We start from the raw sequence: 14,996 nt of genomic DNA on the forward strand, positions 1-14,996 counted from the left end.
AACCTCTCTCCATGCTTGTATGTTCATATGCTACTGTGACTGCAATGAAAAAGATAGTATTTTTTTATATTTAGGTTTGCTAGCAGGGTGAACTTCAAAAAGGGCAAATGAACTTACTTGAAACTGTTCTTCAACCGACGTTTGCTTTAACTGCTCTTCCGAAAGCCCGGCTTCCCCTCCCCACTTCTTTGCAATCGTAATATGAGGACGATAAGGACGTTTTTCGTATAAGCCGCTTAGGTCTCCCCATACAGCTTGTATATCCCTTTGTAGATTCACAAGCTTATCATTTGGCTTAAGGCTTACATAAAGCACTCTAGGCTTGTTATACGCACCGAACACATCGTACTGAACGGTCTGCAGTGAAAAACTTGAATGACGGGAGGCTACTTCTTTTAAGCGGTTAATCAGCTTTTCCTTTTTGTTATCTACAAATCCTAAGAATTGTAGTGTTATATGATAATCGTCAGGGTATGTCCATTGTTTAAAAGGAAAAGGTGTTAATTCTTTTGCCCAATTTTCTGCCTGATATGCAATGGAGACTGGCACGTTGATTCCAATAAAATAGTGTTGATCACTTTTCATCAAATCCCTCCTTTTCTTTTCATTATCTTTCCCCAATTTGTCATGTTCAAAAAGAGCTAGATTTATTTTAAAGGTTTTCTGGATCAAATAGAGAGGTTTTTCTGAAAATTTGTCATGTGCTTAAAAAATAAGAAATTGTGTTATCATAGAAATAATACAGAGAATTTTTATAAGAAAAGGATGAGAAAAATGAAAGTTGTTAACAATATGGCTGATTTGATTGGCGAGACACCTCTTGTTAAATTGAATCGTCTTCAACCAGCAGATGGAGCATCCGTTTACTTAAAACTAGAATTTTTTAATCCGAGCCGTAGTGTAAAAGACCGTGCTGCTTTTAATATGATCGTGGAAGCTGAAAAAGCAGGCTTGCTCAATGAAAATTCCACCATTATTGAACCAACGAGCGGAAATACAGGTATTGGCTTAGCTATGAATGCAGCAGCAAGAGGGTATCGTTCTATTTTAGTCATGCCCGATACGATGACTCAAGAACGAATTAACTTGTTAAAAGCATATGGTGCTGAAGTTGTTCTAACACCTGGCGATGAAAAAATGCCTGGCGCAATCCGTAAGGCAGAAGAGCTTACAAAAGAAATTCCAAATGCATTTATGCCCATGCAGTTTGAAAATAATGCAAACCCTGACGCACATCGAAAAACGACTGCTAAGGAAATTATTGAGGCAATGAACGATTTAGGAAAAGACCTATCTGCTTTTGTTGCTACTGCTGGAACAGGCGGAACGATCACGGGCACAGGTGAAGTCCTAAGAGAAAACTACCCAAATATGACCGTTCATGTTGTGGAACCAGCTGGGTCTCCTGTATTATCTGGAGGAAGACCTGGAAAGCACAAGCTTGTAGGAACAAGCCCTGGATTTATTCCTGATACGCTTAACATAGAGGTTTACGACGAAATTTTAAAAATTAAAGATGAACAAGCCTACGATATTACGCGACGCCTAGCTTCTGAAGAAGGGATTTTAGTCGGTCCTTCATCTGGCGCTGCGTGCTATGCTGCTATCGAGGTAGCCAAAAAATTATCTCCTGATCAAGTGGTCGTATGTATTGCTTGCGATACAGGTGAACGTTATTTATCAAGCGACCTATTCTCATATGAATAATAAAGAGGCTGGAACAAAAGGATTTTAGCCCAAATGAAAAACGAACCATGAATCAACATGTTTGATTCATGGTTCGTTTTTTTGTGATGGTGAATGTAGGTTCATCGGTTTCGTTACTTCTAGCAGTTGATTGGAGGGCAAGGCGAAGACTCCTGCGGGAAAAGCAGAACAGGTGAGACCCCGCAGGAGCCCAGGCGACGAGGAGACTCAGCGGCCGCCCGCGGAAAGCGAAGCCTTGCATGGAAATCAACTGCGGTGTCACAAACAGTCCAGCTCATGTATCCTAGTTATTCACCTTTAAATTGGATTCGTTTCGTTATGTCTCAACCTCTTTTTATTTAGCCAATTCGTAAATAGCCTGTGCATAAATAGCTGTTGCACGAAGCAAATCTTCAATTACCATGTACTCGTCTTTTTCGTGCGCTACTTCTTCACGGCCTGGGAAAAGAGGTCCAAATGCCACACCCGCTTCTAATGCTCTGGCATATGTTCCTCCTCCAATTGAAATAAGCGTAGGTTCTTCATTTGTTTGTTCTTGGTAAACCTTTTGAAGCGTTTGAATAAGCTCATGTTTTTGATCGACGTGATGTGGTTTAGAATCTGTAAAATGTTTGATAGTCATTTGATAAGATTCACTTTTTTCTTTAATCGTATCAATAATATCGTCAATATGAGCTGATACAGGATAGCGAATATTTAAGCCAAAGTGCCCCGCTTCTTCTTGATTATAAGACATGATTCCCACATTTATCGTTAAATCACCCGTGACCTCATCTTTGCGATTTAAGCCCATTTTTTCTCCTAGTGCATCTTGGACTAAATACGCATTTGCATAACCTACAAACTGATTAGCTTGTTCATCAAGTTCTAATGTGTGTAAAAAGCGAAGAAGTGTAAGCCCAGCATTTTTCCCTTTATCAGGCACGCTTCCATGTGCTGAAACTCCTTCTAGAGTAAGTGTATACGCACCGCTCTTTTCGGTTATTGAACCTTTTAAAGACTTATCTTTTAAAAATTGATCATATTTATTTTTAATATCGGTTTCACTATGGAATTCAAGAACAGCTGTTGCAAGATCAGGAACCATATTGTAGCGTCGCCCAGAGACAAATGATGTAAGCTGGACGCTTCCCTTTGTTCCTTCAATGGGCTGCTGGCGAATTTCTACATCTGTAATGCCTTTTTCAGCATAAATGATAGGAAAATCCGCATCCGGCGCAAATCCCATCGTTGGCATCTCTTCATGATTGAAGTAGTGGTCCACACATCTCCAGTCACTTTCTTCATCCGTTCCAATAATCATTCGAACCCGCTTAGATAGAGGAAGCCCTAAATCTTTCACAATTTTCATCGCATAATAAGCAGCCATCGTCGGGCCCTTATCGTCGATTGCTCCTCTAGCAAAAATTTTCCCGTCTTTTATTTCACCGCCGTATGGATCAACCGACCACCCGTCTCCTTCAGGAACGACGTCTACGTGACACAAAATGCCAAGAAGGTCTTTTCCTTCTCCCGCTTCAATATGACCTGCATATCCGTCTACGTTCTTGACGGAAAACCCGTCATTTTTTCCTTTGTTTAAAAGAAAGTGAAGCGCTTGAGCAACTCCAGGTCCAAATGGCTCTTCTTTTTTTTCTGTGCTTGTCAAAACACTTTTAATTTGCAAAAAACGCTGCGTCTCAGCTAGAATTTCAGCTTCTCTTTTTTGCACTTCCTCTTTCCAATTAATTGCTGTCATCTGTGTGCCTCCTTTGCCTGCTTTTACAGATTGTATCTATCATTACTATTGGTAAATTTAACTTTATCATACCTTTATATAGAAAGAAATAATTGTCTCTTTCCTTTCATATCAAAGGTTTACAGAGTCAAAATTCCGGGAAATAATTTGTAGGCACAATCGATAAAAACGGATTCTATTTGTTTATTGTTTACATATACTATAAAAAATGTGCAAATAGAGGAAGGAGATGTTACGAAAGGATTACATATTTATATCATTTTTTGTAAATATTGTGTTAATTTGCGTTTTCTCTTTTATTTTTCTGTCGATTTTGTGTACAATAAGGATAAGGACTGAAATAGTGCTTGACATCTCAGAGTTATAAAGAAGTTGTGCCTTACGAAAAACGAATAAGGAAGTGGTTTTTTGAAACCTTCAACTAATCGAATGCTAACTCGTATCAAATCGGTCTATATGTTCATTTGTAAAAATGGAACAGTTACAACGCAAGAGCTCGTAGACGAATTTGGTATTACACCAAGAACCATTCAGCGTGACTTGAATGTGTTAGCATATAATGATTTAGTTCGCAGCCCAAGTCGCGGTACATGGACGACTACGCAAAAGAAGGTCAAGATGTCATCCTAGTAAGTTTATTTCAAGGGTAGTAAGTGATTTATATATAGAGATAAAATTCTACGCAGTAGAAAGTCAAGACTTGGACGAGTGCATAGTCCCCCGCTCCATTTGCACGTCAAGCAGAGTTGGTACTCGTTTAAGTGCTTTAACGTGAAATGTTTCACTTGTCGAATAAAGTGGACAAAAAAAGGAACCATTTTAGACTTAGGTTCCTTTTTCTTTCGCCTCTTCTTAGGCATTTGATTTTTGTAATAAAGCTAGTTCTTCTTCCGTTAACTCCCTGTACTCTCCTAAATCTAACGACTCGTCTAATAGCAAAGCTCCCATAGATAAACGTTTTAAATACGTTACTTTTTTTCCTCTTGCTTCAAACATACGCTTCACTTGATGAAATTTCCCTTCAACGATCGTTAATTCAATTTCTGATTCCACACCGCTTGTTAGTACCTTTAACTCTGCTGATTTTGTTACGTATCCATCATCAAGAGTGACACCCTGTCTAAATGCTTCAGCATCTTCTTCACTCACCGGCGCATTAATTTTTGCAAAATACGTTTTAGGAACGTGCTTTTTAGGAGATAGCAGCTGATGTGCAAGCTGACCATCATTTGTCAGCAGCAAGAGCCCTTCTGTATCTTTGTCTAAACGCCCTACCGGAAATGGGTCATACACAGCATCGTCAATTTCCAATAAGTCCAAAACTGTTTCATGAAGAGAATCTTCCGTCGCTGATATGACACCTTGCGGCTTATGCAGCATAAAGTAAACAAATTCTCGGTAAGAAACGGCTTCGCCATGCACAGTTATTTCTTGTTCATCTGGATTAACATGTACCTTAGCATCTTTAACCGCTGTACCGTCTACCTTAACAGCTCCAGTCTTTAAAAGACCTTTAACTTCTTTTCGGCTTCCGTACCCAATGGTAGAAAGCAATTTATCCAAACGCATGTAATATCCTCCTTTTTTTGAAAAGAAGATGACTCTAACGAGTCATCTTCTTATGCACTGCGCTGTTTATTTCGGCGCAGTATCTTTCGTTCAATTGCACCTGTTACCCTCGCTCCCATTACTTTTTCAAGCAGGCTTGAACGATAGGTAATAATAAAGTAAATAAGGCCGCCTACTGCTGCTCCTATAATCGTAATAACCGTGGCAGAGAATCGTCCTGGGGTTGTAAACAGACCAATTACTACTGAAACAATTTTTACGCTGATTCCCATAATCGCAACAAAAATGAGAATGAGCACAGAGCGTTTTATAAACTCACTGTAGTTATATTTTGCGTGTTTTTGAATAAGCGCAAACATATAAACAAGAGATACGATATAGCCTAGTGCTGTCGCTAAAACTGAACCGATCTCGTGGAACATAAGAATAAATGGCACGTTCACGACAATTTTCACAATCAATCCAAATAATAGACTTAAAACAGCATATTTTTGTTTGTTGATCCCTTGTAAAATAGCTCCATTAACCGTGAAAAACGAGAACAATAAAGCTACGGGTGCATAATAAAGCAAGACATTTCCACCCGCATCCGATGCATCTGTTCCAAAGAAAAACGTATATGCTGGACCAGCTAAAGCCATTAACCCTACAGATGCTGGCAGCACAAGAAACATAATCGTTTGATATGTTTGATCAATTTGCTTTTGCAATACATTATAATCTTTATTCACAAATGAACGTGTAATCGTTGGTACAAGAGTCAAACCGAATGCAGTAGCTAATGAAACAGGAATCATCACAAGCTTTGGAACATAAGACTGAACAATTCCGTTCATGGACTCCGCTATTTCTTTTTGTCCAGCCGCTACCATCGCACGGTTAAATGTGAATTGATCCACATACTGATAAAGCGGAATAGCTAAGCTGACAAATACATAGGGCAATGAATACGTAAGCAGCTCTTTAAAAATGGATACGGTAGAAATACGCGTAGGCGTTACCGTCTGCTCGTTCACCATTTTATCGAGATGAGGCTTTCGTTTTTTCCAGTACCAAATTAATACGGCAAGTCCAGCAAGAGCTCCTACAAAAGCACCCATTGTAGCAAATCCAACGGCTAGCGCAAGACTCCCATGTACAACTTTGATGACGATATAAGTGGATGCTAATAAAAAGACAACCCGCACAAGTTGTTCAACTACTTGTGAAACAGCTGTGGGTCCCATAGACTGGTGACCTTGGAAAAATCCTCGCATTAAACTCATCATCGGTACTACAATTAACGCAACACTAACCATTCGCATAACCATTACTACATCTTCTAAGGAGTTATTTAAATCAGAACCTCCAAGTGTAATTCTAGACATAACAGGCGCTAACGAATATAAAAGTAAAAATGCAAGTATTCCTGTGACAAGCATTAATTTCATGCCGGCCCGATACATTCTTCTACTCGTATAATAATCACCGAGTGCATTATATTTTGATACAAATTTCGATACGGCCATTGGCATACCGGCTGTAGCAATACTTAAATAAATAGCATATTGGTTATATCCATAACCAAACAGTGCTCCCCCTACGGTTCCAACAAGGATCGCAAATGGAAATAAATAAATCATTCCCAGAATTCGGGATACATAAGTGCCAAGCGTTAGCACAAAGGTCCCTCTTAACAATTTTGAATCAGACATACGTTTGCCTCCGATACTTAATGTTACATACTGATAATAATGATAGAATTGAAAAGAAGCAAGTGAGAGTATACACTAAGAAAGGTCTTATACTCACTCACACTCGTCAACAAGCTAAAAAACAAAGACTATAGCCCATTTTATCCAATGTTGAGAGATTTGTCAGTGAACAAACTAAAATTTTTTAAGAATAGACAGGTTGGTGAAAGTATGATATATGATGTAGTCGTAATCGGAGGAGGACCTTCTGGTTTGATGGCATCGATTGCAGCTGGTGAGTCAGGTGCAAACGTATTATTAATTGATAAAGGCAATAAACTTGGACGAAAGCTTGCCATTTCTGGAGGGGGCCGCTGTAATGTAACAAACCGCCTTCCGATTGATGAACTTATTAAACACATTCCAGGAAACGGACGCTTTTTATACAGTGCGTTTTCTGTTTTTAATAACGAAGATATCATCTCCTATTTTGAAGGCCTTGGAATTAAATTAAAAGAAGAAGATCACGGGCGTATGTTTCCGGTTAGCAATAAAGCACAATCTGTTGTTGATGCATTAATTAGTGAACTTCACCGTCTTCGTGTAACAATTCGCACAAACACAGCCGTTAAACGCGTAAACTATGAAAACAACACCGTGAAAGAAGTTGTGCTTCAAGACGGAGAAGCAATCCAAACGAAAAGCGTTGTGATTGCAGTAGGCGGAAAATCAGTGCCTCATACGGGTTCGACAGGAGACGGTTATCAATGGGCAAAAGATGCAGGTCATAAAATTACTGAACTTTACCCAACAGAAGTTCCTATTACATCTAGCGAACACTTTATTAAAACAAAAACGCTTCAAGGTCTATCGCTTCGCAACGTAGGACTAAGCGTACTTAATAAAAAAGGCAAACCTGTCATCACTCATCAGATGGATATGATTTTCACTCATTTTGGCATCTCTGGCCCTGCCGCTCTTCGCTGCAGCCAATATGTTGTTAAAGAGTTAAAGAAACAAAAAAGCAACACTGTTCAAATGTCTCTTGATTTATTTCCTAGCCAAAACGAAGAAGAGATTTTTCAACAATTAGTCAAAACAACAAAAGAAGAGCCGAAAAAAGCGATTAAAAATGTTTTAAAAGGTTTTGTATCTGAACGCTATCTACTATTTTTACTCGAGCAAGCAGACATTGATAGCCAAGCGCTAGCGGGACAGCTTCAGCATGAAAAACTGAGAGAATTCTCGAGAATGTGCAAACGATTTGAATTTGCTGTAAACGGCACACTTTCTTTAGAGAAAGCATTCGTCACAGGAGGCGGAGTATCCGTTAAAGAAATTCACCCAAAAGAAATGTCTTCTAAATTTATGCAAGGCCTTTACTTCTGCGGGGAAATTCTTGATATCCACGGATATACTGGAGGATACAATATTACTTCTGCCCTTGTAACAGGCCGTTTGGCTGGCAGTAATGCAGGAGAATTTGCAACAAGCCTAGCATAATATGCTAGGCTTTATACATAACCATGGCTGAAAAACAGTACACCTGCTCATCACGATCAACATCCACTGTGACTTGGTACTTAATATCCACGACGTCTTCATCTTCTAATTTGCGTAAAAATCGGTTCACCGCAAACTCTAAATCTTTTTCATGCTCTTTATCAAACATTTTCACCTGTATCATAGCTTCTACCACCTTGTCCTATCAAATTTGTTTCAATCAGAATGGACTGCTTCTCTCAATGATGGCTTTCGTACTGATTTTCAACTTCTTCCTACCTCTATTTTTATGAAGACTTTTATAGATTTAGTCATCATTTGTTTTGCTACTATCATTTTAGTTGAATGGTAGAAGTTTCATTCCAAAAGAAAAAAGCGCCTGTCAAAGGCGCTTTTTCTTATTTATTAACCGTTTTTCCTTCCCACTCTAACATACCGCCAACCATATTTGTTACTTTATAACCTTGTTCTTGAAGGTAGTAACATACGTTTTCACTGCGGCGTCCAGAACGGCAAATGAAAATATATTCTTTTTCTTTATCGAAATAATCCACATTGGTTGGAATATCATTCATACGAATGTGTTTAGCAGTTGGAATCATTCCTTCTGCTACTTCCTCATCTTCGCGAACATCAACTAAATGAAGCTCTTCTCCATTTTCAACGCGTTTTTGAAGCTCTTCAGGCGTAATCACTTTTACTTCTTCCATCTTCGTCATTCCTCTCTATTCTTTCATTCAGCTTGCTATCGCTATTGTAGCAAATTCAAATACCTTTATGCCACTAAATAAGAAAAGCTTAAGCAGCAGCCTACCTAAGCTTTTCCAATCGTAGTTAAAGGTTTAACTAAGGGCCTGATGTCAACCCCGAAAGGGGGACATCAGGCCCTTAGGTCTAGAACAGCCCCCCTGACTGCTCTTTAGTCAGGAGGGCTGTTCTACATCAATACTTAATTAGCTACGATGTTTACTAATTTACCAGGCACAGCAATCACTTTGCGTACTGTCTTACCTTCAATGAACTCTTGAACATCTTCATTAGCCATTGCAATATCTTGAAGCTCTTCACGAGATGCCTCAGCAGGTACGTTTAATTTTGCACGTACTTTACCGTTAATTTGAACGACAATTTCCACTTCATCATCTACAAGTTTCGCTTCATCAAACGCAGGCCAAGCTTCATATGAAATCGTATCTTCGTGGCCTAGTTTGCTCCATAATTCCTCAGTTGTATGAGGACAAATTGGTGCTAATAGCTTCACAAATCCTTCTACGTATTGCTTTGGCAGCACATCAACTTTGTATGCGTCGTTGATGAATACCATAAGTTGAGAGATACCTGTATTAAAACGAAGACCTTCGTAATCTTCCGTTACTTTTTTCACCGTTTGGTGATATACGCGTTCAAGTGTAGTATCATTGCTTTCTTGAACCTTGCTGCTTAATTCACCATTATCCTCGATAAGTAAACGCCATACACGATCTAAGAAACGGCGTGCACCATCAAGCCCTTTTGTTGACCAAGCAATGGATGCATCTAACGGTCCCATAAACATTTCGTAAAGGCGAAGCGTATCTGCACCGTGGCTTTCTACGATTTCGTCTGGGTTTACAACGTTACCTTTTGACTTACTCATTTTTTCATTGTTTTCTCCAAGAATCATACCTTGGTTAAACAGTTTTTGGAACGGCTCTTTTGTTGGAACTACGCCGATATCATATAAAAATTTATGCCAGAAACGAGCATACAATAGATGAAGAACAGCGTGTTCAGCTCCACCGATATAAATATCAACCGGCAACCATTCTTTTAATTTGTCTGCATCTGCTAACGCTTCGCTGTTCGTTGGATCAATGTAGCGTAAGTAGTACCAGCAGCTGCCTGCCCATTGAGGCATTGTATTTGTTTCGCGGCGCCCTTTTTTGCCCGTTTCCGGATCTACAACGTTCACCCAGTCATCAATGTTTGCTAATGGAGATTCACCTGTACCTGACGGCTTGATTTCAGTTGTTTTTGGTAAAACAAGCGGAAGCTGATCTTCAGGAACTGCAGTTGTTGTGCCATCTTCCCAGTGAATAACAGGAATCGGTTCACCCCAGTAGCGCTGACGGCTGAATAACCAGTCACGCAGACGGTATGTTACTTGTTTTTCACCTTTTTCATTTGCTTGAAGCCACTGAATCATATTTGAAATTGCTTCTTCTTTATCTAGACCATTTAAGAAGTCTGAATTAACGTGCTCGCCGTCGCCTGTATAAGCTTCTTTTGAAACGTCTCCACCCGCTACTACTTCTTTAATCGGCAGTTCAAATTTAACAGCAAACTCATAATCACGCTCATCATGAGCAGGAACAGCCATAATTGCACCTGTACCATAGCTCATTAGAACATAGTCAGCAATCCAAATTGGCATTCTCTCACCGTTTACAGGGTTAATTGCATAAGCACCTGTGAATACGCCCGTTTTGTCTTTAGCTAAGTCTGTACGCTCTAAATCGCTTTTGCTTTTAATTTGATCTAAATACGCTTCTACCGCTTCTTTTTGTTCGGCTGTCGTAATTTTATCCACAAACGGATGTTCAGGTGCTAAAACGGCATACGTTGCCCCAAACAGCGTATCAGGACGCGTTGTGAACACAGTAAATGTTTCGTCATATCCATCAATTGTGAAGTGAACGTGAGCTCCTTCAGAGCGGCCAATCCAGTTTCGCTGCATTTCTTTAATACTTTCTGGCCAATCAAGATCATCTAAATCTTCTAGTAAACGATCTGCATAAGCTGTGATTTTAAGCATCCACTGCTTCATTGGACGACGCTCAACCGGATGCCCACCGCGCTCACTTTTGCCATCTATAACTTCTTCGTTTGCAAGTACTGTTCCCAACGCAGGACACCAGTTAACAGCTACTTCATCCACATAAGCTAAGCCTTTTTTATATAACTGTAAGAAAATCCACTGCGTCCATTTGTAGTAGTTAGGATCAGTTGTATTAATTTCACGCTCCCAATCGTAAGAGAAACCTAACGATTTGATTTGACGACGGAAATTATTAATGTTAAGTTCAGTGAACTCAGCCGGATCGTTTCCTGTATCTAATGCATACTGCTCAGCAGGTAGTCCGAATGCATCCCATCCCATTGGATGAAGTACATTGTATCCTTGCATACGCTTCATACGAGATAAAATGTCCGTTGCTGTATAACCTTCTGGATGCCCAACGTGTAAACCCGCCCCAGATGGATAAGGGAACATATCTAATGCGTAAAACTTACGCTTTCCTTCATCTTCTGTTGTTCTAAATGTTTTATTTTCTTCCCAAACTTTTTGCCATTTTTGTTCGATCTTTTCATGATTAAAAGCCATACATAATCCTCCTTGTACGCTCCAGCTGTATTTAATTAAACTAAAAAACCCCTCATCCCTCAAACAAAGGGACGAGAGGTTGAATAAACTTCCCGCGGTACCACCCAAATTAGCACAATTATGTACTCACTCATTTTCCTTAACGCGGATAGACGGTAAATGTTACTTTACTTCACATTTACAACTCCAAGGTGAGTTCATGAACGCCCGTTTGCTGACTCGCACCACCCGTCAGCTCTCTTAGCTCGCTTCGTTCACTACTATTCCTTATCATAGTTTTTACATCATACTACCTTGTATTGTAAATAATATGTTCGCAAACTGCAAGTTGTTCAACGGATTTTGTAAAAGTTTCTACACTGCCTCACTGCTTTGTTGCTAAATCCCCTCTTTCATTCTTATATATGAACAACTTCTCCCAAAAACATACATACAACGCCAAACAAAGAGATTTAGACATAACTAAGTTAATCCTATCTAAAGCTGAATAAATAGGATATCTGGACTCCTTGCTACAAAACTGTTCATTTCCGTGCAAGGCTTCATCTTGCGCTCCAATCAACAGCTTAAAGCAACTAAACACATAAAAGCCGAGTTCACCATAATAATGAAAAGATCCGAACGATTTATCGTTCGGATCTTCCTTCAGCTAAAATACTTTTGTCCCCGCCTCTACTTTCTTTAACAGCTATTATTAAATACCAAATCCAAAAGAAAACAGGATAATCGCAAGTACGAGACCAACAAGCGGAACAATTACCGTCATCGCTGCAACTGATCCATACGCATCTTTATGAGTTTCTCCACAAATAGAATTAATTGTGGTGACGACATAACCATTATGAGGCAAGGAATCTAATACGCCAGAAGATATAGCTACTACACGGTGGAGAGCTTCTGGATTTACACCAGCATCTAGATAGTGAGGGGCTAAAATTGGCAAAGCAATCGCCTGACCTCCTGAAGCCGAACCTGTCATCCCCGCGATAACACTCACCGCAATAGCTCCCCCTATCAACGGACTGCCTGGAATATGCGTCATGGCATCTACAGCCACTCCAAACGCGGGAACAGCCTTAGCAACCCCTCCAAAACCTACGACAGCAGCTGTATTCCCAATTGCAATTAACGCTCCAAGCGTCCCTTCTGATGCTGCATTCCAAAATCCTTTAAAGTGTTTTCGGTTCACAATGTATGTGACAATGATACCGCTTAAAAGTGCGACAATCAACGCAGATTGCTGAAGCGGCTTATGAAGTGCAAAAGAAATAATGAGCACGACCACAAGCGGAAGCAAACTTAATAACGGATTAGGAAGAGACTGATTTTCCGTTACTGCTGGATCTTTCTCGCGTGATATAAAACGCTCTCCATTTTTAACTGCTTTTGAAATCAAGCGCTTTAACCACCAGTAGCCGAATACAGCCATCACTACCGCTACAACTAAACTAACTTCCCATCCTGCATACGGACTAGTCTTTAAATATTCAATTGGAATCCAGTTTTGGATTTCAGGCGATCCAGCCGAGGTCATCGTAAACGTAACGGAACCGAATGCTAAAGCAGCAGGGATAAACCGCCTCGGCAAATCAGCTTGTTTGAATAAGCTTAAAGCCATTGGATAGACAGAGAATGCTACTACAAACAGACTGACTCCTCCATATGTTAAGACCGCACAGGCAAGTACAATCGCCAACACTGCTCTTTTCATTCCTAGTTTACTGACAATCCAGCGAGAAACACTATCAGCGGCCCCGCTGTCTTCCATCACTTTTCCAAAAACGGCGCCCAATAGAAACATTAAATACCAAGAAGCAATAAATCCTGTGAAACCAGACATATAATTCCCAACAAAATTTGCTTCTCCTTCTTTCACCAGCTGTGGAAATAAAGGCATTCCGCTTGTTAACGCAACAACTAAAGCACTAAGCGGACCTGCTATAAATAAATTCATGCCTCTCATCGTTAATACAATGAGCAGCAATAATCCTCCAATTAATCCAATCATACTAAGCATATTCTAGCCCCCCAAGAAGTCATATAATTAGAAAACGCTTACATTTTTACAGGTATATACTCCTTTCTTTGCTTGTCACGACCCTTACTATATTATTAAAGGAATACTGAAGACATTCCTACGTTTATTGAACAGTCAAAAATAAAACCACCTCTATTTATTTAGAGATGGTTAGTGAACGCTGACGTTTTTCTTTTAATTTATAATCGTATATCCATGTTGTACACATGCTAAATAACAATAGTGCAATTAATAAATAGCACAGGGTAGACATATTAAACGCATCGAAAATAACGCCTCCAAAGAGAGGGCCAATCATTTTACCTGCAGTAGCCATACTGTTGACTACGCCTTGATAAAATCCTTCTTTTCCTGATGGAGCTAACTGACTTGCGACAGCTGGAATTGCTGGCCAAACAAACATTTCTCCAACTGTTAACACAATCATTGCTGTTAAGAACTGCGAAAATGTTGTGGCATTCACCACGATGATGAAAGAAGCCACAAAAATAACCGTTCCAATTAGAACCTGTACTTTTAATGTCTTTGCTACTTTTTGAATGATAGGCACAATCAAAGGCTGACCGACTACAATTAAAATGCCGTTAATCGTCCAAAGCAAACTGTAGCTAGAAAGAGGTATATTCAACTCACGCGTATGCGTAGCAATCGTTGTTTGCCACTGAACATACGCGACCCAGCATAATACGTATCCTGTACATAAAATAAGAAGGGCCGTCAGTTTCGTTTTGTGCTGAATACTACCGGCTTCATTAAGGACATTCGTTTGCCCAACTGTAACCGAAATATGACGGTATGAAAAAATAGCAATAAGAAGAAAAATAACGTATAAAATTGTATTAGCTAAGAAAATATACGTAAATGAATAGGATGCTACAACGCCCCCTACCGCTGCGCCAATAGCCACTCCTGCATTTTGAGCAACGTACATCGCATTAAATGCTTTTCTTCCGCCTTGTGGCCAGACTGAGCCTGCCATTGCATACATAGATGGAAACACAATACCAGATCCAAACCCTACAATAACCAAGAGAACAACGTATGTAGGCCAACCATGGAAAAACACCAGTCCCACTAATGCAACAAGGGTAATAATAATTCCTGATAAAATGGATTTATATCCTCCAATTTTGTCAAAAAGCGTTCCCCCTAGTAAATTACCCACTACGCTTGCAGCAGAGTTCAGCATAAGAACCACTCCTGCAACGGATAACGACTTTCCTAAATGTTCATTTATATAAATTGTATTGAGAGGCCATAAAAACGAAGCTCCCGTTACGTTTACAAGCATACCAATAATCAAAAACCAAAGTGACTTGGGCATTGATCTCCCCCCTATCTATTCGAATGCCAACGTACATTCTAGTCTTTTCTTAAAGGGTTCGCAATGCTTTTACATATAGA

At 39.7% G+C, this 14,996-nt stretch carries 13 protein-coding genes and 1 other annotated feature; of the genes, 4 read left to right on the plus strand and 9 right to left on the minus strand.

All coding sequences use genetic code 11. The features are described 5' to 3' along the window. Positions 1–30 precede the first annotated feature (30 nt). On the minus strand, positions 31–585 hold the full coding sequence (gene thpR / locus LJY09_RS23955; RefSeq protein ID WP_028411832.1) for an RNA 2',3'-cyclic phosphodiesterase: 555 nt from the start codon (positions 583–585) through the stop codon (positions 31–33). 189 nt (positions 586–774) lie between these two features. On the opposite strand from thpR, the gene cysK reads away from it, so the two are divergent. Then, entirely contained in the window at positions 775–1,707 is a 933-nt protein-coding gene (cysK, locus tag LJY09_RS23960; RefSeq protein WP_033579594.1) for a cysteine synthase A, read from the plus strand. A gap of 126 nt (positions 1,708–1,833) precedes the next feature. After that, complete coding sequence (locus LJY09_RS23965; RefSeq protein ID WP_047749728.1) at positions 1,834–2,049, plus strand: hypothetical protein; 216 nt, start codon at positions 1,834–1,836, stop codon at positions 2,047–2,049. Here LJY09_RS23965 and pepV read toward each other — a convergent pair. Next, positions 2,042–3,445, minus strand: a complete 1,404-nt coding sequence (gene pepV, locus LJY09_RS23970) for a dipeptidase PepV (RefSeq protein WP_028411834.1) — start codon at positions 3,443–3,445, stop codon at positions 2,042–2,044. The genes LJY09_RS23965 and pepV overlap by 8 nt on opposite strands. A 408-nt stretch (positions 3,446–3,853) precedes the next feature. On the opposite strand from pepV, the gene LJY09_RS23975 reads away from it, so the two are divergent. Continuing rightward, positions 3,854–4,075 (plus strand): DeoR family transcriptional regulator, encoded by a 222-nt coding sequence (locus LJY09_RS23975; RefSeq protein ID WP_013059517.1) that lies wholly within the window; start codon positions 3,854–3,856, stop codon positions 4,073–4,075. Between the two features lie 222 nt (positions 4,076–4,297). On the opposite strand, the gene LJY09_RS23980 is transcribed toward LJY09_RS23975, so the two are convergent. Together LJY09_RS23980 and LJY09_RS23985 are read right to left on the minus strand one after the other, a co-directional pair. After that, complete coding sequence (locus LJY09_RS23980; RefSeq protein WP_155010578.1) at positions 4,298–5,014, minus strand: pseudouridine synthase; 717 nt, start codon at positions 5,012–5,014, stop codon at positions 4,298–4,300. 50 nt (positions 5,015–5,064) lie between these two features. Beyond that, entirely contained in the window at positions 5,065–6,708 is a 1,644-nt protein-coding gene (locus tag LJY09_RS23985; protein ID WP_028411836.1) for a putative polysaccharide biosynthesis protein, read from the minus strand. 210 nt (positions 6,709–6,918) lie between these two features. On the opposite strand from LJY09_RS23985, the gene LJY09_RS23990 reads away from it, so the two are divergent. Next, on the plus strand, positions 6,919–8,190 hold the full coding sequence (locus LJY09_RS23990) for a BaiN/RdsA family NAD(P)/FAD-dependent oxidoreductase (protein WP_028411837.1): 1,272 nt from the start codon (positions 6,919–6,921) through the stop codon (positions 8,188–8,190). 4 nt (positions 8,191–8,194) lie between these two features. Here the strand turns inward: LJY09_RS23990 and LJY09_RS23995 are convergent, their stop codons facing one another. The 5 genes from LJY09_RS23995 to LJY09_RS24015 all read right to left on the minus strand — a co-directional run bounded on the left by LJY09_RS23995 (position 8,195) and on the right by LJY09_RS24015 (position 14,916). Then, entirely contained in the window at positions 8,195–8,374 is a 180-nt protein-coding gene (locus tag LJY09_RS23995) for a sporulation protein Cse60 (protein ID WP_013059521.1), read from the minus strand. A 214-nt stretch (positions 8,375–8,588) separates the two neighbouring features. Beyond that, a complete protein-coding gene (locus tag LJY09_RS24000) occupies positions 8,589–8,900 on the minus strand; it encodes a rhodanese-like domain-containing protein (protein ID WP_028411838.1) in 312 nt (103 codons plus the stop codon). A gap of 239 nt (positions 8,901–9,139) precedes the next feature. Next, positions 9,140–11,554: a leucine--tRNA ligase gene (gene leuS / locus LJY09_RS24005; RefSeq protein ID WP_028411839.1), complete on the minus strand. Its 2,415-nt coding sequence runs from the start codon at positions 11,552–11,554 to the stop codon at positions 9,140–9,142. 64 nt (positions 11,555–11,618) lie between these two features. Further along, positions 11,619–11,837, minus strand: a binding site (T-box leader). 411 nt (positions 11,838–12,248) lie between these two features. Continuing rightward, positions 12,249–13,571 carry a GntP family permease gene (locus LJY09_RS24010; RefSeq protein WP_028411840.1) on the minus strand — a complete coding sequence of 441 codons (1,323 nt, stop codon included), beginning with the start codon at positions 13,569–13,571 and terminating at the stop codon, positions 12,249–12,251. Positions 13,572–13,728: 157 nt separating this feature from the next. Continuing rightward, a complete protein-coding gene (locus tag LJY09_RS24015) occupies positions 13,729–14,916 on the minus strand; it encodes an MDR family MFS transporter (RefSeq protein WP_028411841.1) in 1,188 nt (395 codons plus the stop codon). Between the last annotated feature and the right edge of the window lie 80 nt (positions 14,917–14,996).

This window comes from Priestia sp. J2 (assembly GCF_020790095.1).
Classification (GTDB): Bacteria; Bacillota; Bacilli; order Bacillales; family Bacillaceae_H; genus Priestia; species Priestia zanthoxyli.